Below are 22,084 nucleotides of genomic sequence, written 5' to 3' on the forward strand. Positions count from 1 at the left end.
CCCGCCTAGGCTGGGCGCATTGAAAAATGTAGCGAGAGCCTGATGTCGGACAGCACTTCAAGCGTCAATCTGCCGTTCTCCGGCAAGTACAGCCGCGAGCATGCGCTCCAATACTTTCGCAAGCACCAGGCCGGCGCATTCCGCCGCTTGTCGAACTGGCGTGACATGCAGATCGCCCGCAAGGCGCTGCGCGTGGCCGGTGAGCCGCAACTTGTGCTCGACCTCCCCTGTGGCGCCGGCCGCTTCTGGCCGGTGCTGGCCGAGCACCCCGAGCGGGTCATCATCGGCGCCGACAATTCGCACGACATGCTCGCCGTCGCGCGCAGCGTGCAGGCGCCGGAAGTGGTCGAGCGGGTACAGACCATGCAGACCTCGGCCTTCGCCATCGACCTGCCCGACGCCTCGGTCGACAGCGTGTTCTGCATGCGCCTGATCCACCACGTCGGAGAAGCCGAACACCGCCAGCGGATGCTGCGGGAAATGCACCGCGTCTCGCGCGACACCCTGATCCTGTCGATGTGGGTAGACGGCAACCTCAAAGCGTGGCGCCGTCGGCTGCTCGAACAGCGGCGCCGCGCACGTAGCTATCAGAACCGCTTCATCATCCCGGCCGAAGTCGCCGAAGCCGAGTTCTCCGCCGCGGGCTTCGACATCGTCTCGCGCATCGACTTCCTGCCGCGCTATGCGATGTGGCGCAGCTACGTGCTGCGCAAGAAGGCGTCATGAGCCTCAGCGGCACCTTCCACGGAGCAGCCGGCAGCCCGGCCACCACCGGCCCGTGGCGGTTCTTTGCGTGGGCCGGGCCTTACGCGCCGCTGCTGGCGTTCTACGCAATCGGGCTGGTGTTGCTGTCCGCCTCGCGCATCGCGCTGATGTTGTGGCAGTCCGAGCGCGTTGCGGCGACCGGCATCTGGGAGACCATGCTGGTCCAGGGCGCGCGTGTAGACATCATCCAGCTGAGCCTGCTTGCCTTCCTGCCGGTCGTGGTGCTGCCGCTATTCTCGGTGCACCGCGTGTGGCCGCTCTGGCAGGCGTTCACCCGCGTGTGGGTCATCGCAGCCGTGGCCCTGCTGGTGTTCCTCGAAGTCGCCTCGCCGCCATTCATCCAGGAATACGGCGTGCGCCCCAACCGCTTCCTGCTTGAGTACCTCAAGTACCCGCGCGAGGTCATGTCTATGTTGTGGGGCGGCTACAAGCTGGAAGTGGCCGGCGGCTTGCTGGCCACCGTAGCGCTGACATGGCTCACCAGCCATCTGCTCCGCCCGTGGCGCCGGCAGGCCTCCAGCTGGCCGTCCTGGGCCGTACTGCTGAGCTGGCCGCTGGCGGTACTGCTGGTGGCCTTTGGCGTGCGTTCTACGCTCGACCACCGCCCGGCCAACCCGGCACTGTTCGCGCTTACGCCGGACACCATGGTCAACAGCCTGATCCTGAACTCCGCGTGGTCGGTGACCTACGAGGCCTATCGCATGCGGGACGAGGCGCGCTCAAGCGAAATCTACGGTTTGATGACGAGCGACGAGATCACGCGCAACGTGCGCGACATGGCCGGACGTTTTGGCGGTGCGCCACACCAGTGGCTGTCCGACGACATTCCCACACTCAACACCCTGACGCCGACGCGCCAGCGCGAAAAGCCGCTGAATCTGGTCATCGTGTTGCAGGAGAGCCTGGGAGCGACCTTCGTCGAATCGCTCGGCGGCGCGCCGGTCACGCCCGAGCTGGAGAAGCTCAAGCACGAGGGCTGGTGGTTCGAGCAGCTGTATGCCACCGGTACGCGTTCGGTGCGCGGCATCGAAGCCGTCACCAGCGGCTTTCTGCCCACCCCGGCGCAGGCCGCGGTGAAGTTGTCGCTGGCCCAGCAGAACTTCTATTCGCTGGCCGAAACGCTCCAGCGTCGCGGCTTCCATACCGAGTTCATCTACGGTGGCGAATCGCACTTCGACAACATGCGCAGCTTCTTTACCGGCAACGGCTTCCAGTCCGTGGTGGACGAGAAGGATTATGACAACCCCGTGTTCACGGGCAGTTGGGGCGTCTCGGACGAAGACCTGTTCAACAAGGCACACGAACGCTTCAGCCAGCACCAAGCATCCGGCAAGCCCTTCTTCGGGCTGGTGTTCACCTCGTCCAACCATTCGCCCTTCGAGTTCCCCGACGGACGCATCGATCTGCATGACGCCACCAAGGCCACGGACAACAACGCAGTCAAATACGCCGACTGGGCGATGGGGCGCTTCTTCGCACAGGCCAAGGCCAGCGCCTACTGGAAGGACACCCTGTTCCTGGTCGTCGCCGACCACGACATCCGCGTACGCGGCGACACACTGATCCCGGTCGAGCGCTTTCACATTCCGGGGCTGATTCTGGGTGCCGACATCCAGCCGCGCCGACTCAAGACGGTGGCCAGCCAGATCGATCTTGGCCCGACCGTGCTGTCGCTGATGGGGGTGGCGACCGACACGCCGATGATCGGCCGCGATCTGTCTGCCGAACCGGCCGGACACCCGGGCCGCGCGATGATGCAGTACGAGCAGAACTACGGCTTCATGGAAGGTCATGAACTGACCGTGCTGCGCGCCGAACAGTCGCCGGTGGCGGCGCGCTACGACCCCGTGACCAAACAGCTTGGCGCAGATCGCCCGCTCAGCGCAGACGACCCGCGCGCTTTGCGCGCTCTGGCACACGCGCTGCTGCCCTCGTGGCTGTATCGCGAACAGCGCTATCGTCTGCCGGACGAGAACTGACAGACGCGGCGACGGTCCATCGGCGAAGCTGATGAATCGCCGCCCATGCCCGTTCGCCGCAACATCCTCTCGCCGGCCCTGCTCTTCTGCCACCTCGCGCTGGCCGACGAGGCTCGCCTGCCCGAAGTCGTCGTCACCGGCACGCCCGAGGCGCAGGACAGTTTCGACACTCCGCTAGCCATCGACCGGATCGACGTGCCGCAGCAGCTACGCAGCCGAGCCGGCATCGACACCTCCGAACTGCTCTCGGGCGTGCCCGGCCTGAACGTCGCCAATCGCCACAACTACGCGCAGGACCTGCAATTGTCGATCCGCGGTTTCGGTGCGCGTTCGGCCTTTGGCGTGCGCGGCCTGCGGCTGCTCGCCGACGGGGTCCCGGCCGGCACACCTGACGGCCAGGGACAGCTGGCCACCTTTGACCTGGACAGCGCCGAGCGCATTGAAGTGTTGCGCGGCCCGTTCGCGACGCTGTACGGCAACCACTCGGGTGGCGTCGTGCAGTTGTTCTCCGCCCCGGGCGACGGGCCGCCCACTCTGGGCGGCGGCTTCACGGCCGGCAGTTGGGGCACGACCCGCACGCGCATTGGCGCCGACGGCGTGCGCGACGGCTTTGCCTGGCGCGCCAACGCCTCGCGCTTCGAGTCCGACGGCTTTCGTCGCCACAGCGCGGTGCAGCGCGATCAGGCTTTCGCCCGCCTCGATTTCACCGGCACGCCGGGGCGCCGCATTACCTTGCTCGCCAGCGGCTTGCGCCAGCCCTTCACCGAAGACCCTCAGGGCCTCAGCTGGCAAACCTTCCGGCGTGATCCGCGCGCGGTCGAGGCGCCGGCGCGCGACTTTCGCACCCGCAAATCCATCACCCACCGCCAGACCAGCCTGCGCCTGGAAGAACGCATCGGCGCCAATACCGTGAACCTGCAAGCCTGGGCCGGGCAGCGCTCGGTGGTGCAGTTTCTGTCGATTCCGGCGGCGGCCCAGACAGACCAACGCAGCGCCGGCGGCGTGATCGACTTCGATCGCAACTTCCACGGTGCGGGCCTGCGCTGGAGTCGCGTCGCCGCGCTGGCCGGCGGCGAACTGACCATATCGAGCGGGCTGGATCTAGAGCGCTCGGTGGACGACCGGCGCGGCTACGAGAACTTTGTCGGCGCCACGCTCGGCGTGCGTGGCGCGCTGCGCCGCGACGAGCGCAATACCGTGACTCGCAGCGACCCGTATGTGCAGGCCGTGTGGGAGCGCGGCAACTGGCAGTGGTCCGCCGGCCTGCGGCACAGCACGGTGAAGTTCCGGGTGGAGGACGACTACATCACGGGCAGCAATGGCGACGATTCTGGCGGCGTCACATTTCGCCGTGCCACGCCAGCGCTGGCCGTGCTGTGGAAGGCACATCCGGCACTGAATCTGTATGTCAGCGCCGGCACCGGCTTCGAGACCCCGACGCTCGGCGAGTTGTCGTACTCCGGCGCGGGCGGCGGCTTCAACTTCGATCTGCAGCCCGCCACCAGTCGTCAGCTGGAAGTCGGGGCGAAGGCCTTCCTTGGCACCGCAACACGCTTCAATGCGGCGCTTTTCGCGGTGCGTACCAAAAACGAGTTGGTCGTTGCTCAGTCGTCCGGCGGGCGCACGAGTTACGCCAACGCGGCGCGCACACGCCGTCACGGACTGGAACTGGCTTTGGAGTCCGACCTGACACCGACGCTAAACCTGCGCGGCACCCTGACCTGGATGGAAGCGGAATATGCGGCGAGCTTCAGCAGCGGCGGCACGACCGTGCCGGCGGGTAATCGCCTGCCCGGCGTGCCACGACTCAACGCCTCGCTGGAGCTGGCCTGGCAAGCCGCGCACGGCGTAACGCTCTCAGCCGAGGCGCTGCGTCGCGGCAACATGACGGTGAATGACCGCGACAGCGCTCACAAGGCACCCGCGTACACCCTGCTCAATCTGGCTGTGGTCGCGGAGCACCAGCGCGGACCGTGGGTGTTCGAACAGATGCTGCGGCTCGACAACGTATTCGACCGCGAGTACGTCTCGTCGGTGATCGTAGGTCAGGCGCAGGGCCGCTATTACGAGCCGGGCCCCACACGCAGCTGGTATGCAGGCGTGAGCCTGCGTTACGGCTTCTGAAGCTTCGGGGCAAGCTGCGGCAGATCGAAGCCGCGCCAATCCGGCACGCCGCCGTCGAACGCCACCGCCACTTCGCCTTCAATCAAGGGACGCAGGTACGCCAACGCGGCCGGCGTGATGTGCAAGCCGTCGTCGCGAATGAAGTGCGCGGGCACCAGACGCTCGCGGTTACCGACCTGGTCGGCAGAAACCGGCACGATGTCCCAGCGGTACGGCATATCAGCAAGTCGGCGGATGGCCGGCATCATGCCGTCGCGCCCCGCCAGCGCATACTCCACCGCCGCCGCGCCCAGCGCGCGCGCCTGCGCCGCATCGGTGGCGGACACCAGATGGCCGGCCGCGCGCTGCAGATAATCGGGAATCGCCCAGTGGTGCTTGTAGCCCAGCTCGGCATTGATCAGCCGGGCGATGGTCTGCCCTGCCCCGCCAAGCTGCACATAGCCCTTGGCGTCAATGCTCTGTTCCATCACGCGCATGCCGTCTGCCCACGAAACGCCTTCGGACACCGTGATGGCGCAATAGCCGATGCGCGCCACCGTCCGCTCGACTTCGGCCAGCAGCCGCGAGCGATCCACCGGCACCTCGGGCAGCAGAATGATGTGCGGCGGGTCGTCCTCGCTGCGCCGTGCCAGCCCGGTGGCAGCGGCCAGCCAGCCAGCGTTGCGGCCCATGACCTCCATCACGAACACGCGCCCCACCCGGCTCGCCATCGCACGCAAGTCCATTCCCGCTTCAAGCATCGAGGTGGCGGCGTACTTCGCAGCCGAGCCAAAGCCGGGGCAGCAGTCCGTGCCTTCGATGTCGTTGTCGACGGTTTTCGGCACACCCACGGTGACCAGCGGGAAGCCGCGCCGCTGCGCCTCACGCGCAATCTGCGCAACGGTATGCATCGAACCGTTGCCGCCGTTATAGAGCAGCCAGCCTATGTCGTGCGCGGTCAGCACCGCGAACAGCCGGTCGTACGAGGCCGGATCGTCCTGCGCCTCCGGCAGGTCCAGTCGGCTTGAGCCGAAGGCGCCGCCGGGTGTGCGACCAAGCCGCGCGACGTCATCGGCGCTCAGGCTCGTCGTGTCGTACAAGGCCTCGTCCAGCACGCCGACCAGGCCATGCCGCCCGGCCAGCACGCGGCCGATCTGCCCGCTGGCGCGGGCGGCCTCGATGACCCCGGCGGCACTGGCGTTGATGACGGCGGTGACGCCGCCGGACTGGGCGTACAGCAGATTCTTCATCGCATCGCATCAAGAAAACGGCAGGGCTGAAACGCCCTGCCGAATGGCACATACGCTGCCCACGGGTCTGACTACGCCCGCGGAACGCGCCTTTACTTCAGTGCATCGAAAGCACGCTTGGTGATCTCGTCGACGGCACCGACGCCAGCGATCTTGCGCACCTTCGGCGCCGCGGCGTCGCCCGACTCGGACCAGCGCGTGTAGTACTCGACCAGCGGTTTGGTCTGGGCGTGATAGACCTCAAGGCGCTTCTTGACCGTATCTTCGCGGTCGTCGTCGCGCTGGATCAGGTCCTCGCCGGTGACATCGTCCTTGCCGGCCACTTTCGGCGGGTTGTACTTGACGTGGTAGGTGCGGCCCGAGGCCGGGTGCACGCGGCGGCCGCTCATGCGCTCGACGATCTCGGAATCATCCACCTCGATGACCAGCACGACGTCGAGCGCAACCTTGGCGTCCTTCATCGCGTCAGCCTGCGGGATCGTGCGCGGGAAGCCGTCGAACATGTAGCCGTTGGCACAGTCGTCCTGCGTCAGACGGTCCTTGACCAGCCCGATGATGATGTCGTCGGACACCAGACCGCCGGAATCCATCACTTTCTTGGCTTCGAGGCCCAAGGGTGTGCCTTCGCGCACGGCGGCGCGCAGCATGTCACCGGTGGAAATCTGCGGAATGCCGAAGCGCTCCTTGATGAAACCGGCCTGCGTGCCTTTGCCGGCGCCCGGCGGTCCGAGAAGAATCAGTCGCATACAACCTCCCTGTTGCGCGGTCCGCCTCTTGCGGCCACGTTGTATTTCCGCCGGCCGCTCAAGGCGGCCACCGGTTCTTATTCCTGTGCGAAAACGGCGCGTACACGCGCCAGATCTTCCGGGGTATCCACCCCGGCGGCCGGGGCCTCGTCGACCACACGCACCGCAATGCGGTGACCGTGCCACATCGCCCGCAACTGCTCCAGCGCTTCCCATTGCTCCAGCGGCGACGGCGCGAGCCGGGTGTAGCGCTTCAGAAAGCCCGCGCGATAGGCATAGATGCCGACATGGCGCAGCACCGGCAAGCCGGCCGGCAACTCGGCCCGCGTCTGCGCCAGATCGTCGCGCGCCCAGGGAATGGGCGCGCGCGAGAAATACATCGCATGACCGCGCGCGTCGCATACCACCTTGACCACGTTCGGGTTGAAGAAGCTCTCGGCGTCGTGAATCGGGTGCGCAGCGGTCGAGATCGAGGCGTCTGCGTCGGCCGCCAGCGTCTCGGCAACCAGTTGGATCAACGCGACGTCGATCAAAGGCTCGTCGCCCTGCACGTTCACCACGATGTCGTCGTCACTCCAGCCGCGCGCTTCGACCACCTCGGCCAGCCGGTCGGTGCCGCTGACGTGATCGGCGCGCGTCATGACTGCCGCGCCCCCCGCCGCCTGCACGCTGGCCAGTACCTGCTCGTTGTCGGTTGCGACCAACACCTCGGCCGCGCCGGAGGCGATGCCACGCTCCATTACACGCACGATCATCGGCTTGCCGCAGATGTCAGCAAGCGGCTTGCCGGGCAGTCGCGTGGAAGCGAAACGCGCCGGGATGACAACGCGAAACACGGTCATGCGCCGCGTTTCCGCACCGCCTCGACTTCTTCGGCGGTCATGGCGCGAGCTTCGTCCTCGAGCATCACGGGGATGCCATCACGGATCGGAAAGGCCAGGCGGTCGGCCTTGCACACAAGTTCCTGCTCCTCGCGCAGGGTTTCGAGCGGCCCCTTGCACAGCGGGCAGACGAGGATATCAAGCAGGCGGGATTCCATGCGTCAGCTTCTCCACGATGCGTTGCGACGCGGTCGCGTCGATGCTTGCGACCACCGGCAAGACCCACGTGTCCGATGGCGCGAATGCGGCGCATTTTACCGCATCCTTGGCGGTCAGGACTTTCGGCGCCGCCTCGTCGAACACCAGGTCGTCCGCGGTATAGGCGTGGTGATCGGGAAACGCGTGCGGCACGACCTCCAGCCCGGCCGCCGCCAGCTGATCGAAGAAGCGCTGCGGGCGTCCGATGCCGGCCACAGCATGCACGCGCCGGCCGGAAAATGCGGTCAGCGGACGCTGCTCCGAACCGTCGATGCGCTGCAACGTTTCGCCGCTGAGCTGCATCTGGGCAACGGCCACCTTGCCGGCTGCCTGCTGCAGAGCAGAGGACAGTTCGCCGTGGGCAATTACCAGATCCGCCTGCGCCAGACGGCTCAGGCCTTCGCGCAGCGGCCCGGCCGGCAGGCGCCAGCCATTGCCCATGACCTGCTCGTCGACCACGATGATTTCGACATCGCGCGCCAACGCGTAATGCTGCAGACCGTCGTCCGAAACGAGTACATCGACCAGCGGATGGGCCGCCAGCAAGACGCGCCCGGCCGCCGGACGGTCACGGCCGACCGCCAGCGGGCAGCCGGTGAGCCGCGCCAGCAACACCGGTTCATCACCAAAACGCGCAGCGTCACCATCGGCCGGCACAACCGCGACCGATTCGACCGTGCCGCCGTAGCCGCGACTGATAATGCCCGGGTGAAAGCCGGCTGCCCGCAGCGCCTCGACCAGCCACGCCACGACCGGCGTCTTGCCACTGCCGCCGACGGCGATGTTGCCGACGACGATGACCGGCACCGGCAAACGCTCGACGCGCAGCACGCCGGCGCGATACAGGGCGCGACGCACGGCAGCAAGCAGCATGAAGATCAGGGAGAACGGCACAAGCAGCAGCGCAACGCCACCGCTACGACTCCAGTAACGCGGGCGTTGGGCGCTCATGCCAAATGCGGAGACACGCGCGGCCTCACTGCTCCGGCGTCTGGATCGCGAAGGTGATCTGCGGCAGACCGGCGCGCTGCGCAGCCTGCATGACGTCGATCACGCTCTGGTGCGTGGCGCGGGCGTCGGCGCTGATGACGACAATGGGGTTGGCGTCATCAGTCGGCACGGCCTGGCCCAGCGCCTTGGCAATCGATACCACGTCGCGGCCGCCAACGGCCCTGCCATTGACGAGGATGTCACCGTCGGGCGTGACCGCCACGGAGATTTCCTTGGGCTGAATCTCGGTGGGTTCGCCATCGCCGGTCGGCAGGTTGATCTGCAGGCCGGAAATGCGCGTGAAGGTGGTGGTCAGCATCAGGAAAATGATGATCACGAGCACCACGTCGATCAGCGGAATCAGGCTGACCTCGGGCTGCTCATGCTGAACGCCGCGCTGGAAATTCATCGCGCCCGCTCGCCGTGCACTACCTCCACGAGACGGATGGCCTGCTGCTCCATGTCGATCACGAAGGTATCGACCAGCGCGCGGAAGTGGCGCCAGAAAATGGTTGCGGGAATGGCGATGATGAGGCCGAAGCCGGTGGTATTGAGTGCGATCGAGATGCCCTGCGCGAGCTGCTGCGGGTTGGCGCCGCCAGCACCCTGCGAGGCGAAGATGTCGATCATGCCGATGATGGTGCCGAACAGGCCCAGCAGCGGACTGACCGCGGCGATGGTGCCCAGCGTGGTCATGTAGCGGCCCAGATCATGGGCCACGGCGCGACCCGTTTCCTCAATGGCTTCCTTCATGATCTCGCGCGAGCTGTTGACGTTGCGCAGGCCGGCGGCAAGCACGCGGCCGAGCGGCGAATGCGCCGCCACCCGGTCGGCCATGCCGGGGCTGGCGCCGTTGCGGGAAAGGTCGTCGAGCACCTTTTCGAGCAGGTCGGGCGGCACCACCTTGACGCGGCGCAAGGTGATGGAGCGCTCAATGATCAACGCCACAGCGATGATGGACGTGAACAACAGCGGCCAGATCGGCCAACCGGATGCCTCGATGATCGCGATCACGCGCGCATGCTCCCCAATCGGAAAGCGGCCACTCTAGCGCCCGCACCCCCGAACGGCAAGGGTGCCGGCGTCATGTCGCAACCGGATGGCGACGCGACTGCCACCAGTTGAAGCCCAGCACCAGCACCATGCCGACGAAACCGGCGACTTCAACGGTGAAGCTGGGCCAGAAGATGGCGATCACGGCCGGCACGATGAGCAGGCGCGAGACGACATCCATCGGCCCGAACAGATAGCCCTCCAGCGCTGCGGCAAAAGCAGCCAGCGCGGTAAAGGCGATGATCACGGTCCACAAGACGATCGGCCACGGCCCGCCCATGATGAGTTCGGGGTTGAACACCATGAAACACGGGATGAGGTACAGCCCCTTGGCAAACTTCCAGGCCTGCACGCTGGTGGCCATCGGTTTGCCGCCGGCGATTGCCGCCCCGGCAAAGGCCGCCAGCGCCACCGGCGGGGTGACGTTGGAATCCTGCGAATACCAGAACACCACGAGGTGGGCGATCAGCAGCGGAATGCCGAATTCGGTGGTCAGCGCGGGCCCGACGAGCACGATCAGCACGATGTAGGCCGCCGTCACCGGCAGCCCCATGCCCAGAATCAGACTGGCAATAATGACCATCAGCAGCGCCAGCACGATGTTGCCGCCCGAAAAGGCCATCATCATCGACGAGAACTTCAAACCCAGCCCGGTCAGCCCCACTACGCCGACGATGAGGCCGGCCACTGCGCACGCCATGCTCACCGCCACGGCGTTGCGCGCGCCCAGCGACAATGCGTGGATCAGGCCCTGCCCGGCCTTGACCATCAAGCCGCCAAGCATCGCGCCGCTGACCGGCTTGCCTTCTTTTGGCCCCTGCCAGAAGGCCCACGTCAGATGGCGTATGGCGGCCACCACCGCAACCGAGGTCACGGCGTAAAAGCCCACCCGCATCGGCGAGGTGTGCAAGGCCAACAGATAGATCAGCACGGCAAGCGGAATCAGGTAGTACCAGCCCGAACGCATCACCTCACGCACCGTCGGGAGCTCGGATGCCGGCAGGCCCTTCATGCCCTGCTTGACCGCAATCAGATGCACGAACAGATAGACCGTGGCGAAGTACATGATCGCCGGCAGGATGCTGACCTTGACGATGTCGATGTAGGGCACGCGCGTGTATTCGGCCATCAGGAAGGCGCCGGCACCCATCAGCGGCGGCATGATCTGGCCGCCGGTGCTGGCCGCGGCCTCCACCCCACCCGCCTGCTCACGGCTGTAGCCCAGCCGCTTCATCAGCGGAATGGTGAAGGCGCCGGTGGTGACGACGTTGGCGATCGAACTGCCCGAGATCGAGCCCATGCCGGCCGAGGCGATGACCGCCGCTTTGGCAGGCCCGCCGCGCTGGCGCCCGGTGGCGGCATAGGCCAGATCGATGAAGAAACGCCCGGCGCCGGTCACTTCCAGAAAGGCGCCGAATAGCACGAAGACGAAAATGAAGGTCGCCGCGACGCCCAGCGGCAAGCCGAACAGGCCTTCCTGCCCGAGGTAGAGCTGTCCGACCACGCGGTCGAAGGTGTAGCCACGATGCGCCAGGATGCCCGGCAACCACTCGCCCAGCCACGGCAGCTCGCCCCGCGGGCCGGCAAAGGCATACAGCACGGCAACAATGCCGATCACGGTCAGCCCCAGACCGACGGCACGGCGACTGGCCTCCAGCACCGTGACGATGGCGATACTGCCAACCACGATATCGGTGGTGTTCCAGAAACCGGCGCGGTTGATGATGTCGTCGAGGTTGATGCTCAGATAGGCGCCGGTCAGCACGGCACAGCCGAAGAACACCACGTCGATCAGCGCACCGGCCACGCCCTTGACCGACCATTCGCGCTGCCCGAACAGCGGAAACATCAGAAAGGCCAGCATCATGATCGCGGCGATATGGATGCTGCGCTGATAGAACAGCCCCAGCGTCTGGAAGCCGGCGGTATAGAGCTGGAACAAGGACAGCGCGACCGCCACCAGCGTGATCAGCCACAGGATCGGACGCGGCTGCGGCGGACCTGCGGCGAACTCCGTGACGGGCGACGCTCGCTCTTCATTCATTGGGCTGACTCCACAGCGGCGGCCGGCCTGGCCACCCTCAATTCAATTCGCTCACCGGCGTGCGCGGCACTCAGCGAATGCACGCGCCCGTCGATTTCAATACGGTGATTCACGGCCTGCGAGCCCACGCGCAAGGGCAAGCGGTTACCGACCAGCGGCTGGTCGATGCCGTCAATGACATAGCCTCCCGCCCCGTCACTGCGCTGTACCCCGCGTCCCTCGATATGGCCCAAGCCGGCAGCGAAATCGGGCTGGTGACTGTCGGTCAGCAGCAGCTGCGGCGGTCGCCAGACAAAACAGTCGCGCACGGTGAAGCCGGCCACCGAATGGTTCCACAACAGACACCAGCGCTGCTCCGCCTGCAAGGCAAAACGCTGCGACACGATACCCGATGAATCCGCCACTTCAAGCAAGACGGGCTCCGCCTGAGCGAAGCCCGTCCAACACAGCAGCCACAGGGCGCAGCACCGCTTGAGCATGAGCGGCGCCCCTTCAGGCTCAGGGCTTGAGGTTGTCCGGCACCTTGTGGCCGGCGCCCTCGTAGTAGCGGATGGCGCCCGGGTGCAGCGGAATCGGCGAAGAACCGAGACTGAATTCCACCGTGGTGTCATTGGCTGCCGGGTGGATGGCGACGAGATCCGCGGTCCTCTCGAAGATCAGCTTGGTGATGGCGTGCGCCACCTCGTCGGACATCTCGGCACTGACCACCAGCACGTTGGGAATGCCGATGGTAGCCACGTCGCCGACCTTGTCGTAGGTACCCTTGCGCAGCGTGTAGGCGGCAAACACCGGCTCGGCCTTGCGCGCATTGGCGACTTCTTCGGCCGTCAGCGACAGCAGTTTGATGTCGCGCGTGGCGGCAAGGTTGAGGATGGAGCTGGTCGGGGGACCAACGCTCCAGAACCCGGCATCGATCTGCCCGTCACGCAGTGCGTCGGCGGTCTCGTTGAAGTTCAGACGCTGCACCGTCATGTCTTCGTACTTGAGGCCGTTGGCTTCGAGCAGCGCCTTGGCGTTGACCTCGGTGCCACTACCCGGCGCGCCAACCGACACGCGCTTGCCTTTGAGGTCCTGCAGCGACTTGATGTCCGAGTCACCCAGCGTGACGATCTGCACGGCATTCGGATACACCGCCGCGATGGCACGCACCGGCAGCTTGCGCCCATCGAAACGACCCGTGCCGTTGTAGGCCTGATAGACCGTATCGGCCAGCGCAAAAGCAACGTCAGAGTCACGGCGCGCGATCAGCCCCATGTTCTCGACCGAGGCACCGGTAACTTCCGCCACAGCCTTGTAGCCCGGCATGTGCTTGTTGATCAGCTCAGCAATACCGCCGCCGAGCGGGTAATAAGTACCCCCCGTGCCGCCCGTGGCAATGGACAGCTGACTTTGCGCTACGGCGAGCGGCGCCATCAGCGCCAGCGCCGAAGCGCACAGAATGCGACCGATCTTCATTTTGGTTCTCCTGTCTGCGGCGGACGCGGAGGCGCCCGGTGCGTTTTTTTTATCCCCCCGTGCCCCGCCGGACCGCCTTGCGGGCTGGCGAGCACGCGGCAACCGTAACATACGGAGGCAGGCATCAAATCCGTGATATCCGCAGATCATTTCGGCCGACGCCAGGGATATCCACAAAAGCTGTGGACAAGTTTGTGGAAGATTCGGGCACAAGGACAAAAATCCCGGTTCGATCAAGCCCTTGCCCGACTCGCCTCATCTTTGCGCAAAACTGGAATTCACAGCAAAATCAATTGCTTGCAAAACCCCGTTGTTTACCAAGGACTTCCGGCGACAAATGCGGCGCTTGCAGCCCGTTAGAATGCGCGGATGCATGACATCCCCGATTCGCCCGTCGCCGACACCGCGCTCAGCGTCAGCGACCTGAACCAGCAGGCGCGCAAACTGCTCGAACGCGGCTTCCCGCTGCTGCGGGTCGTCGGTGAGGTATCCAACCTCGCTCGTCCGGCATCAGGCCATTTGTACTTCACGCTGAAAGACGAAAACGCCCAGGTCCGCTGCACCATGTGGCGCAACCGCGCGCAGGCGCTGCCCTTCCGGCTGGACAACGGAATGCGCGTCGAGGCGCGCGCCAGCGTCACACTGTACGAACCGCGCGGTGACTTCCAGCTGGCCATCGACGGCCTGCGCGCGGACGGCACCGGCAACCTGTTTGAAGCCTTCCTCAAGCTCAAGCTCAAGCTCGAAACGGAGGGCCTGTTCGACGCTGCGCACAAGCGCGCGCTGCCACGCTATCCGCGTCGCATCGGCGTCGTCACCTCGCCCGCCGCAGCCGCCTGGCAAGACGTGCTGGCGGCGCTTGCACGCCGCGCACCGGGCATCGAGATCGTGCTTTATCCGGCCCCGGTGCAAGGTGACAGCGCGCCCGCGCTGCTGGCACAGGCCGTCGACAGCGCATCGCGGCGTGTCGCCCGCGACGGCATCGAGACGCTGCTGGTCGTGCGCGGCGGCGGCAGTCTGGAAGACCTTTGGGCCTTCAACGACGAAGCTTTGGCGCGCGCCATCCGCCGCTGCAAAGTGCCGGTGATCAGCGGCGTCGGACACGAGACGGACTTCACCATTGCCGATTTCGCTGCCGACCTGCGCGCCCCGACGCCGACCGCGGCTGCCGAGCTGGCCAGCGCCGGCTACCACGCTGCCGCAGCCGAGCTGGACACGCTTCAGCGCAGCTTGCAGCGCAGCCTTGAACAACACCTCAACACCGCGACGCAGCGACTCGACCGCGCGGCGTTGCGCCTGGTGCATCCGCGCGAGCGGCTGGCACATGCAGCAGAGCGCACCGAACGGCTCGGGCAAGCGCTGACACAGGGCTTAAGCCGACTCATCGATCGCGAGCGCGGCCGCGCCGCCACGCTCGACCAGCGTCTGCGCGCTGCCCGCCCGCGCCTAGCAGACGCTGCGCTGCTGCACCGACGCCTCGCCGAGCGGCTGCAGCTGGCTGCAAGCCGCATTGCGCCGCCCCGCCAGGATCGGCTGGAGGCGCTGGCCGCGCGGCTCGAAGCCCTTTCCCCGGCCGCGACGCTGGCACGAGGCTTCAGCATCACTCGCGACGCCGGCGGCGCCATCGTGCGCAACGCGGGCGCAGTGTCGCCGGGCGCAGCGCTGTCGATCGAAGTCGCACACGGACGCATCGAGGCCGAGGTGCGCACCACCGGCAACGACGACACACCAGCCACGAATTTGTCTTGACGCGGTTTTCCCCACTAGAATGGTCGGGTTTTCGCGCTGACGAAATCCTTCACAAACCACCAAGGAGAGACTCATGGAACACACGCTTCCGCCCCTTCCGTACGCCAAGAACGCTCTGGCTCCGCACATCTCCGAAGAAACGCTGGAGTTTCACTACGGCAAGCACCATCAAGCCTATGTGACCAACCTGAACAAACTCATCGAGGGCACGGAATACGCCGACCTCGAGCTCGAAGCCATCATCAAGAAGGCTCCCGCCGGCGGCGTCTACAACAACTCCGCGCAGATCTGGAACCACACCTTCTTCTGGCACAGCATGAAGCCCAACGGCGGCGGCGAGCCGACCGGTGCGCTGGCTGACGTCATCAAGGCCAAGTGGGGCTCCTTCGAAGACTTCAAGAAGGCCTTCTCTGCCTCCGCCGTCGGCAACTTCGGCTCGGGCTGGACCTGGCTGGTGAAGAAGGCTGACGGTTCGGTCGACATCAGCAACATGGGCGCCGCCGGCACCCCGCTGACCACCGGCGACAAGGCCCTGCTCTGTATCGACGTGTGGGAACACGCCTACTACATCGACTACCGCAACCGTCGCCCGGACTTCGTCGCGACCTTCCTGAACCACCTCGCCAACTGGGACTTCGCTGCGCAGAACTTCGCCAGCTGATTTTCAAAGCGATCAGGACGAATGGCCCCGCAAGGGGCCATTTTTATTTGCCCATGCTCAAAGTTCTGTACCAGGACGATCTGCTCGTCGCCGTACATAAGCCCTCCGGCCTGCTCGTGCATCGCTCGATGCTCGACCGGCACGAGACACGCTTTGCGCTGCAGATGGTGCGCGACCAGACCGGGCGCCACGTGTATGCGGCGCACCGTCTCGACAAGGGCACCTCCGGGGTGCTGCTGTTCGCCTTCGAGCGCGAAATCGCGGCTACGCTGGCGGGCGCCTTCGAGCGGCGTGAAGTCGGCAAACGTTATCGCGCCATCGTGCGTGGCCATCCGCCCGAATCGGGCACCATCGACCACGCGCTCATCCGCCGCGACGAGGAAGCCGGCGCAGCACGTTCCGACGGGCCGCTGCAGGATGCCATCACGCATTACCGGAGGCTGGCGAGTTTCGAACTGCCGGTATGCGTGGACCGCTACCCGACGAGTCGCTACGCGCTGCTCGAACTCGAGCCCGAAACCGGCCGTCGCCACCAGATCCGGCGCCACCTCAAACACATCTCGCACCCCATCATCGGCGACACCACCTGGGGCAAGGGGCGCCACAACCGCATGCTGGCCGAACGCTACGGCGTGGCCCGCCAGCTGCTGGCGTGTACCGGCCTGCGCTTTGCGCACCCCGCGGACGGCCACGAGGTCGCCATCGACTGCCCGCCGTCGTCTGATTTCATGCAGGTTCTGAACGGTTTTCTTGCAGAAAACCCGCTTTCGGCTGTAACAGAATCACGGCACAATGAACTCCCGCTCCACTGCAGACCCGACGATTCATGAATCCGCTGCTCCAGATGAAGCAACACGGCCAGCAAGCCTGGCTCGACAACCTCTCGCGCACCCTGCTCAATGACGGCCACCTGGCCCGCCTGGTGAAAGAGGACGGCCTTTCCGGCATCACCACCAATCCGGCCATCTTCCACAAGGCCATTGCCGACGGGCGCTACTACGAAGACGACCTCGCGCGCTTGCGCGAGCAACCCCTGTCCGCCGAAGAGCGCTACGAACAGCTGGTGATTTCGGACGTACAGCACGCCTGCGACCTGCTGCTGCCGACCTGGCGTGAAAGCCACGCGGATGCCGGCTACGTCAGCCTGGAAGTATCGCCGACGCTGGCGCATGACGCCGAAGGCACTCAAGCCGCCGGTGAGCGCCTGCACGCTGCCGTGGCACGTCCCAACCTGCTGATCAAGGTTCCGGCCACCTCAGCCGGCCTCGAAGCCATCGAGAACCTCGTCGCGCTCGGCATCAGCGTCAACGTGACGCTGATGTTCTCGCTGGAGCATGTCGACGAAGTCGCGGCCGCCTACGAGCGCGGAATCCGTCGCTGGATTGCCATCGGCGGCGACCCGCGTCTGGTCACGTCGGTAGCCAGCCTGTTTCTGTCGCGCATTGACGCGCGGGTAGACAAACGGCTTGAGATTCTCGGTGGCGAAGCTTTGAAGCTACGCGGGCGCACCGCCGTCTCGCTCGCCAAGCTGGCCTACCAGCGCTATCGCGAACGTTTTTACGGAGCCGGCTTTGCAGACTGCACAGCGCACGGAGCGCGGCCGCAGTACATGCTGTGGGCCAGCACCAGCACCAAGAACCCGGAATACAGCGACCTGCTGTACGTCGAACCCTTGATCGGCCCCGAAACGGTCAACACCCTGCCCGATGCAACGCTGGCGGCAATGCGCGACCATGGTCACGCCGCCAACACGCTCGAACAAGGCGTGGATGAAGCCGAAGCCTGCCTGCGGGCGCAGTCCGCGCTGGGCATCGATCTGACCGAAGTCGGCCAGGAACTGCAGGAAGAAGGGCTGCGGCAGTTCGACGTGGCCTTTGCCGAGCTGCTCAAGCTGACTGCCTGAGCATTCCGGCTGCAATGAAAACGGGGCCCCGCGGGGCCCCGTTTTTTTACGCCTTGGCGCAGCTTCAGTTCGCTGTCGGCGACGGCAACTGCTTGGGCGCGGCCGGGGCCGACGGCGCCACCAGCAACTTGCGCGAGATGCCGCGCTGGTCGCCGGCGCTGCCGAGCAGCTCCTTCATGTCGAGAATCAGCACGATCTGGCCGTTGGCCAGGGTGGTGACACCGGCCACGCCCTTCGGGCGGAAGTCGTCGAGCGACTTGATCACCGCATCCTCGCGACCGGCAAAGGTATCCACGGCGAGGATGAAGGACAGCTCGGCGGTGTGCATCAGCACGCCGTACTGCGGGCGGTTCGACAGCGGCCAGCCGAGCAGGCCGGCCAGCGTCAGCACCGGCAGCACTTCGCCGCGGATGACCATGGTGGCGCGGCCACCGACTTCACGGATGTCGTCGCCGCTGATCGGCAGGATCTCGCGCACCATCGACAGCGGCACCGCGAAGGGCTGCTCGCCCAGACGCACCAGCAGCACCGGCAGGATGGCCAGGGTCAGCGGCAGGCTGATGATGAAGGTCGTGCCCTTGGCCGGCTGCGAGGTGATATCAATGCTGCCGTTGAGCTTCTGGATGTTGGTGCGCACGACGTCCATGCCGACACCGCGGCCGGACACGTCGGTCAGCGCCGAAGCGGTCGAGAAGCCGGGCAGGAACACCAGGTTGTAGCTCTGGCGCTCATCCATGGAGTTGGCTTCCTCATCGTTGATGAGACCCTTCTCCAGCGCTTTGGCACGCAGACGCTCGGCGCTCATGCCGCGGCCATCGTCGGCCACGACGATGACGATGTGATCGCCTTCCTGACGTGCTTCGAGGCGCACGACCGACTTGACCGGCTTGCCGTTGGCGCGGCGCTCGGCCGGGTCTTCGACACCGTGGTCAACCGCGTTGCGGATGAGGTGGATGATCGGGTCGCCAAGATCCTCGATCATGGTCTTGTCGATCTCGGTTTCCTCGCCGACCAGCTCCAGCTCGACATCCTTGCCGAGGTTGCGCGCCAGATCGCGGGCAATGCGCGGGTACTTCTGGAACAGACGACCGATCGGCTGCATGCGGGTTTTCATGACCGCGTTCTGCAGGTCGGACACCAGTAGGTCAAGCTGACTCACGGCCAGATCGAGCGCATGCAGGGTCTCGTTGTCGGTGCGTCCGGACAGGATGTCGCTGCGCAGTGCGTTCAGGCGGTTCTTGGTCAGGCCGATTTCGCCCGACAGGTTCAGCACTTGATCCAGCCGCGCGGTATCGACGCGAATGGAGGTGTCGCGCTGGCGCTCGGTTTCGCGTCGGCCGACGGGGCCGCCGCCACCGGGGCGGTCAGTGGCGCGACGACCCAGCGCCTGCTGGATGACATCTTCGGGCGGCCGCTGCTCCTCGGACACCGTAACGGCAAGCTCACCACCGGTGGCGGCAGAGTGCAGCAATTCCCAATCGGGATCGCTGCCCTCCCCCTCGGCCGGTTTGGCCTTGGCGGCTTTCTTGGGCGCAGCGGCAGGCGCAGCACCGGAGCTGAGCTTGCCGTCAATGGCCATGCCCAGGCGCTCCATCAGGCCGGGGTCTGCTGCCGACGGCTGCACGCCCTGCGAGAGCTGACCGAACATGTCGCGGATGGTACCGGTGGCCTCGAGAATCCCGTCCATGATCTCGGGATCGAGCGTGATTTCGCCGGTGCGCAGCTTGTCGAACAGGTTCTCGGTAAGGTGACACAGCGCCACCAGATGCGTGGCGTTGAGAAAGCCCGCCCCACCCTTGATGGTGTGGAAGCCCCGGAAGATGTCGTTCAGCAGCCCCTTGTCATCGGGCGTGCGCTCGAGATCGACCAGCTTGTTGTCGACACCCGACAGCAGGTCTCCCGCCTCGATCAGGAAGTCCTGCAGCAGATCTTCCATTCCCGCGAAATCACTCATGATCGTCTCGCTTCATCTGGGCGTCCGGCCCTTGCGGGTGCGGACGCGTCGCCTCGGTCCGGATCAGAATCCGAGGCTGTCGAGCAGGTCGTCGACCTGCTCCTGGGTATTGACGACGTCCGAGCGGCTGGAATCCATCACCGGCCCGTTCATCAGCCCGTCATTCTTGGTGGCCGGACGCTTCTCTTCCGGCATGGTCTCGATAAGCAGTTGCAGCAGTTCGGTTTCCAGAGCCTGGGCCAGATCCACCACCTTCTTGATGACCTGGCCGGTCAGATCCTGGAAATCCTGCGCCATCATGATTTCCATCAACTGCGCGTTGGTGGCCTCGCCGGTCGAGCGCACCTGACCCAGGAAATCACGCGTCTCACCTGCCAGCAGCTTGAAATCCTCGACCGACAGATCATTGTTGAACAGGCGGTTCCAGCGCGTCTCGAGCATCTCGGCATCGCTGAGCATCTTGTCTTGCAGCGGCTGCACCAGATCGGTGGCGTTGAGCACGCGCGAGGCGGCCTGCTCGGTCATGTGGGCGATATAGCTCAGGCGCTGGCGCGCGTCCGGAATGCCTTGCACGGCATCGGTCAGGGATTCGCTGTCCAGCCCCAGGGCACGCAAGGTGTCGTGGACCTGACGGGTCATCTGCCCGATGCGGTTGAAGACTTCACCGCCTTCTTCGGTGGCTTCGTCCCCGGCGGCTGCGGCGGGCGTAGCAGTTTCGGCTACAGCGACGGTTTCGAAGGTCGCCGAAACTTCGTCGAACAACGCTTGCAGACTGTCGTCGTCACTTCCGGCGGATGCCGCCGGCGCAACAGGCGCGGCCTTGGCTTCGGGCTCGGGCTCCGAGACGTCCGAGGCGATGCTGTCAAACAGCGCCTGCAGGTCGTCGTTGTCACCGATCTCGTCTGTTTTCTGTTTTCTGGTCATTCTGAGGCTCCCCTACCTTGCTCACCACCCGTCGCGGGGCGCGCTTACTGGCCCATCTTCTCGAAGATCTTCTGCAGTTTTTCGGCCATCGTGGCGGCCGTGAAGGGCTTGACGATGTAGCCGCTCGCACCCGCCTGGGCGGCCGCGATGATGTTTTCCTTCTTGGCTTCGGCCGTGATCATCAACACCGGCAGATGCTTCAAGGTATTGGTCTTGCGGATGTTCTGCAGCAGGGTGAGGCCGTCCATGTTCGGCATGTTCCAGTCGGTCACGACAAAGTCGAAACCGCCGGATTCAAGCTTCTGCAGGGCCACCAGACCGTCTTCGGCCTCGTCCACGTTGGTGTAGCCGAGTTCCTTCAACAGATTGCGCACGATGCGGCGCATGGTCGAAAAATCGTCGACGACGAGGAATTTCATCTTGGGGTCAGACATTCAGTTCTCCGTTATCTCGTGCCGGCCACAAGTGCTCAATGGCCCCTGACCAACAAGGGGCGCAAGGTATCGGCCAGCGCGTCAGCGTCGAATTTTGCCACGTAGCTGTCCACCCCGACCTGCTTGCCCATCGCGCGGTTGGCCTGCGACGACAGCGAGGAGTGCATGACTACGGGAATTCCTTCAAATCGGTGGTCGGTCTTGACGCGCCGGGTAAGCACATAGCCGTCCATTTCGGGCATCTCCGCATCAACCAGGATCACGTCGACTTCGTCGCCGACATGACGCCCGACCTGTTGCGCGTGCGCCGCCATGTTGTCGAGGCGGTTCCAGGCTTCGAGGCCATTGACCGCATGCTTGTGCTTGACGCCGAGCTTGTCGAGCACCTCGGTGATCTTGCGGCGCGCCACGGCAGAGTCGTCGACAAAGAAGACGTTGCGATCGTGACCGCCATGAATCGGTGCAATGGCGCCGACAACGGCTTCGCCAAACGTGTTGGCCAACACCGTCTCGACGTCCACGATGGACACCAGCGTGCCGTCTTGCAGTTCCGTGATGGCCGTGATGTAGCTGTTGCCCGAACCGCCCATGTTGTCCGGCGCCCGCACACGATCCCATTCGACGCGCACGATGCGATCCACCTCGCTGACCAGAAAGCCCAGGGTGCGCTTGCTGTATTCGGTCACCATCATCGAGCTGCCAAGGTCGCTGTCGGGCCCGGCGAGCCCCATGATCTTGGCCAGAGACAACACCGGAATGACGTTGCCGCGCAGCGAGATCAGCCCTTCGACACCGGTTGGCATGTTGGGCGAGCGCGTGATGAAGGGCGTCGCCGACACCTCGCGCACCTTGAACACGTTGATGCCGAAGGTCTCGCCCGTGCCGAGCGTGAACAGCAGGATCTCCATCCGGTTGGAACCGGCGAGACTGGCGCGTGCATCGACGGCATCAAACAGCGCGCTGGGCGTGGATTTGGTTTCAGACATGATCACTCC

The 22,084-nt window shown here is 65.3% G+C and carries 21 protein-coding genes; 7 read left to right on the forward strand and 14 right to left on the reverse strand.

The features are described 5' to 3' along the window. The first annotated feature begins 42 nt into the window (after window positions 1-42). The 3 genes from AC6H0N_RS11250 to AC6H0N_RS11260 are packed head-to-tail and all read left to right on the forward strand — an operon-like array spanning window position 43 to window position 4,868. Window positions 43-726, forward strand: coding sequence for a class I SAM-dependent methyltransferase (locus AC6H0N_RS11250; RefSeq protein WP_497574200.1), 684 nt, complete (start codon window positions 43-45; stop codon window positions 724-726). Then, window positions 723-2,744, forward strand: coding sequence for an LTA synthase family protein (locus AC6H0N_RS11255; protein ID WP_497574201.1), 2,022 nt, complete (start codon window positions 723-725; stop codon window positions 2,742-2,744). Before AC6H0N_RS11250 ends, AC6H0N_RS11255 begins: the two co-directional genes overlap by 4 nt. A gap of 45 nt (window positions 2,745-2,789) precedes the next feature. Beyond that, window positions 2,790-4,868 carry a TonB-dependent receptor family protein gene (locus tag AC6H0N_RS11260; RefSeq protein ID WP_497574202.1) on the forward strand — a complete coding sequence of 693 codons (2,079 nt, stop codon included), beginning with the start codon at window positions 2,790-2,792 and terminating at the stop codon, window positions 4,866-4,868. Here the strand turns inward: AC6H0N_RS11260 and AC6H0N_RS11265 are convergent. From AC6H0N_RS11265 to AC6H0N_RS11310, 10 genes are all read right to left on the reverse strand, one after another. Next, complete coding sequence (locus AC6H0N_RS11265) at window positions 4,856-6,097, reverse strand: 6-phosphofructokinase (RefSeq protein WP_497574203.1); 1,242 nt, start codon at window positions 6,095-6,097, stop codon at window positions 4,856-4,858. The two genes, AC6H0N_RS11260 and AC6H0N_RS11265, sit on opposite strands and share 13 nt — an antisense overlap. A gap of 92 nt (window positions 6,098-6,189) precedes the next feature. After that, window positions 6,190-6,843, reverse strand: coding sequence for an adenylate kinase (gene adk, locus AC6H0N_RS11270; RefSeq protein ID WP_497574204.1), 654 nt, complete (start codon window positions 6,841-6,843; stop codon window positions 6,190-6,192). A gap of 77 nt (window positions 6,844-6,920) precedes the next feature. Then, window positions 6,921-7,685 (reverse strand): 3-deoxy-manno-octulosonate cytidylyltransferase, encoded by a 765-nt coding sequence (gene kdsB, locus AC6H0N_RS11275; RefSeq protein ID WP_497574205.1) that lies wholly within the window; start codon window positions 7,683-7,685, stop codon window positions 6,921-6,923. Beyond that, window positions 7,682-7,882, reverse strand: coding sequence for a Trm112 family protein (locus AC6H0N_RS11280; protein WP_497574206.1), 201 nt, complete (start codon window positions 7,880-7,882; stop codon window positions 7,682-7,684). Before AC6H0N_RS11280 ends, kdsB begins: the two co-directional genes overlap by 4 nt. After that, complete coding sequence (gene lpxK / locus AC6H0N_RS11285; protein WP_497574207.1) at window positions 7,863-8,873, reverse strand: tetraacyldisaccharide 4'-kinase; 1,011 nt, start codon at window positions 8,871-8,873, stop codon at window positions 7,863-7,865. The genes AC6H0N_RS11280 and lpxK overlap by 20 nt, the downstream gene beginning before the upstream one ends. A gap of 25 nt (window positions 8,874-8,898) precedes the next feature. Then, entirely contained in the window at window positions 8,899-9,321 is a 423-nt protein-coding gene (locus AC6H0N_RS11290; RefSeq protein WP_497574208.1) for an ExbD/TolR family protein, read from the reverse strand. Continuing rightward, window positions 9,318-9,926 carry a MotA/TolQ/ExbB proton channel family protein gene (locus AC6H0N_RS11295; protein WP_497574209.1) on the reverse strand — a complete coding sequence of 203 codons (609 nt, stop codon included), beginning with the start codon at window positions 9,924-9,926 and terminating at the stop codon, window positions 9,318-9,320. Before AC6H0N_RS11295 ends, AC6H0N_RS11290 begins: the two co-directional genes overlap by 4 nt. 70 nt (window positions 9,927-9,996) lie before the next feature. Continuing rightward, window positions 9,997-12,009 (reverse strand): TRAP transporter permease, encoded by a 2,013-nt coding sequence (locus AC6H0N_RS11300; protein WP_497574210.1) that lies wholly within the window; start codon window positions 12,007-12,009, stop codon window positions 9,997-9,999. Then, window positions 12,006-12,413 carry a DUF1850 domain-containing protein gene (locus AC6H0N_RS11305; protein ID WP_497574596.1) on the reverse strand — a complete coding sequence of 136 codons (408 nt, stop codon included), beginning with the start codon at window positions 12,411-12,413 and terminating at the stop codon, window positions 12,006-12,008. The genes AC6H0N_RS11300 and AC6H0N_RS11305 overlap by 4 nt, the downstream gene beginning before the upstream one ends. A gap of 94 nt (window positions 12,414-12,507) precedes the next feature. Then, a complete protein-coding gene (locus AC6H0N_RS11310) occupies window positions 12,508-13,464 on the reverse strand; it encodes a TAXI family TRAP transporter solute-binding subunit (RefSeq protein WP_497574211.1) in 957 nt (318 codons plus the stop codon). A 369-nt stretch (window positions 13,465-13,833) separates the two neighbouring features. On the opposite strand from AC6H0N_RS11310, the gene xseA reads away from it, so the two are divergent. The 4 genes from xseA to tal all read left to right on the forward strand — a co-directional run bounded on the left by xseA (window position 13,834) and on the right by tal (window position 17,777). Beyond that, window positions 13,834-15,213, forward strand: coding sequence for an exodeoxyribonuclease VII large subunit (gene xseA, locus AC6H0N_RS11315; protein ID WP_497574212.1), 1,380 nt, complete (start codon window positions 13,834-13,836; stop codon window positions 15,211-15,213). 73 nt (window positions 15,214-15,286) lie between these two features. Next, window positions 15,287-15,874: a superoxide dismutase gene (locus AC6H0N_RS11320; RefSeq protein WP_497574213.1), complete on the forward strand. Its 588-nt coding sequence runs from the start codon at window positions 15,287-15,289 to the stop codon at window positions 15,872-15,874. Between the two features lie 53 nt (window positions 15,875-15,927). Continuing rightward, window positions 15,928-16,704 carry a pseudouridine synthase gene (locus tag AC6H0N_RS11325; RefSeq protein ID WP_497574214.1) on the forward strand — a complete coding sequence of 259 codons (777 nt, stop codon included), beginning with the start codon at window positions 15,928-15,930 and terminating at the stop codon, window positions 16,702-16,704. Then, window positions 16,701-17,777 (forward strand): transaldolase, encoded by a 1,077-nt coding sequence (tal, locus tag AC6H0N_RS11330; RefSeq protein WP_497574215.1) that lies wholly within the window; start codon window positions 16,701-16,703, stop codon window positions 17,775-17,777. Before AC6H0N_RS11325 ends, tal begins: the two co-directional genes overlap by 4 nt. Window positions 17,778-17,841: 64 nt before the next feature. Here the strand turns inward: tal and AC6H0N_RS11335 are convergent, their stop codons facing one another. From AC6H0N_RS11335 to AC6H0N_RS11350, 4 genes are all read right to left on the reverse strand, one after another. After that, a complete protein-coding gene (locus AC6H0N_RS11335; protein WP_497574216.1) occupies window positions 17,842-19,731 on the reverse strand; it encodes a chemotaxis protein CheA in 1,890 nt (629 codons plus the stop codon). Between the two features lie 63 nt (window positions 19,732-19,794). Further along, the gene (cheZ, locus tag AC6H0N_RS11340; RefSeq protein ID WP_497574217.1) at window positions 19,795-20,655 is read right to left on the reverse strand and encodes a protein phosphatase CheZ; all 861 of its coding nucleotides are present in this window, start codon (window positions 20,653-20,655) and stop codon (window positions 19,795-19,797) included. A gap of 44 nt (window positions 20,656-20,699) precedes the next feature. After that, on the reverse strand, window positions 20,700-21,089 hold the full coding sequence (gene cheY, locus AC6H0N_RS11345) for a chemotaxis response regulator CheY (protein WP_497574218.1): 390 nt from the start codon (window positions 21,087-21,089) through the stop codon (window positions 20,700-20,702). A gap of 35 nt (window positions 21,090-21,124) precedes the next feature. After that, window positions 21,125-22,075 (reverse strand): chemotaxis protein, encoded by a 951-nt coding sequence (locus AC6H0N_RS11350; protein WP_497574219.1) that lies wholly within the window; start codon window positions 22,073-22,075, stop codon window positions 21,125-21,127. Between the last annotated feature and the right edge of the window lie 9 nt (window positions 22,076-22,084).

It is taken from the genome of Pseudazoarcus sp. NS34 (assembly GCF_059703725.1).

Bases quoted from the DNA above. Each gene is read 5' to 3' on its own strand.
- AC6H0N_RS11250 (WP_497574200.1), top strand. From the start codon at position 43: ATGTCGGACAGCACTTCAAGCGTCAATCTGCCGTTCTCCGGCAAGTAC.
- AC6H0N_RS11255 (WP_497574201.1), top strand. From the start codon at position 723: ATGAGCCTCAGCGGCACCTTCCACGGAGCAGCCGGCAGCCCGGCCACC.
- AC6H0N_RS11260 (WP_497574202.1), top strand. From the start codon at position 2,790: ATGCCCGTTCGCCGCAACATCCTCTCGCCGGCCCTGCTCTTCTGCCAC.
- AC6H0N_RS11265 (WP_497574203.1), bottom strand. From the start codon at position 6,097: ATGAAGAATCTGCTGTACGCCCAGTCCGGCGGCGTCACCGCCGTCATC.
- adk (WP_497574204.1), bottom strand. From the start codon at position 6,843: ATGCGACTGATTCTTCTCGGACCGCCGGGCGCCGGCAAAGGCACGCAG.
- kdsB (WP_497574205.1), bottom strand. From the start codon at position 7,685: ATGACCGTGTTTCGCGTTGTCATCCCGGCGCGTTTCGCTTCCACGCGA.
- AC6H0N_RS11280 (WP_497574206.1), bottom strand. From the start codon at position 7,882: ATGGAATCCCGCCTGCTTGATATCCTCGTCTGCCCGCTGTGCAAGGGG.
- lpxK (WP_497574207.1), bottom strand. From the start codon at position 8,873: ATGAGCGCCCAACGCCCGCGTTACTGGAGTCGTAGCGGTGGCGTTGCG.
- AC6H0N_RS11290 (WP_497574208.1), bottom strand. From the start codon at position 9,321: ATGAATTTCCAGCGCGGCGTTCAGCATGAGCAGCCCGAGGTCAGCCTG.
- AC6H0N_RS11300 (WP_497574210.1), bottom strand. From the start codon at position 12,009: ATGAATGAAGAGCGAGCGTCGCCCGTCACGGAGTTCGCCGCAGGTCCG.
- AC6H0N_RS11310 (WP_497574211.1), bottom strand. From the start codon at position 13,464: ATGAAGATCGGTCGCATTCTGTGCGCTTCGGCGCTGGCGCTGATGGCG.
- xseA (WP_497574212.1), top strand. From the start codon at position 13,834: ATGCATGACATCCCCGATTCGCCCGTCGCCGACACCGCGCTCAGCGTC.
- AC6H0N_RS11320 (WP_497574213.1), top strand. From the start codon at position 15,287: ATGGAACACACGCTTCCGCCCCTTCCGTACGCCAAGAACGCTCTGGCT.
- AC6H0N_RS11325 (WP_497574214.1), top strand. From the start codon at position 15,928: ATGCTCAAAGTTCTGTACCAGGACGATCTGCTCGTCGCCGTACATAAG.
- tal (WP_497574215.1), top strand. From the start codon at position 16,701: ATGAATCCGCTGCTCCAGATGAAGCAACACGGCCAGCAAGCCTGGCTC.
- AC6H0N_RS11335 (WP_497574216.1), bottom strand. From the start codon at position 19,731: ATGAGTGATTTCGCGGGAATGGAAGATCTGCTGCAGGACTTCCTGATC.
- cheZ (WP_497574217.1), bottom strand. From the start codon at position 20,655: ATGACCAGAAAACAGAAAACAGACGAGATCGGTGACAACGACGACCTG.
- cheY (WP_497574218.1), bottom strand. From the start codon at position 21,089: ATGTCTGACCCCAAGATGAAATTCCTCGTCGTCGACGATTTTTCGACC.
- AC6H0N_RS11350 (WP_497574219.1), bottom strand. From the start codon at position 22,075: ATGTCTGAAACCAAATCCACGCCCAGCGCGCTGTTTGATGCCGTCGAT.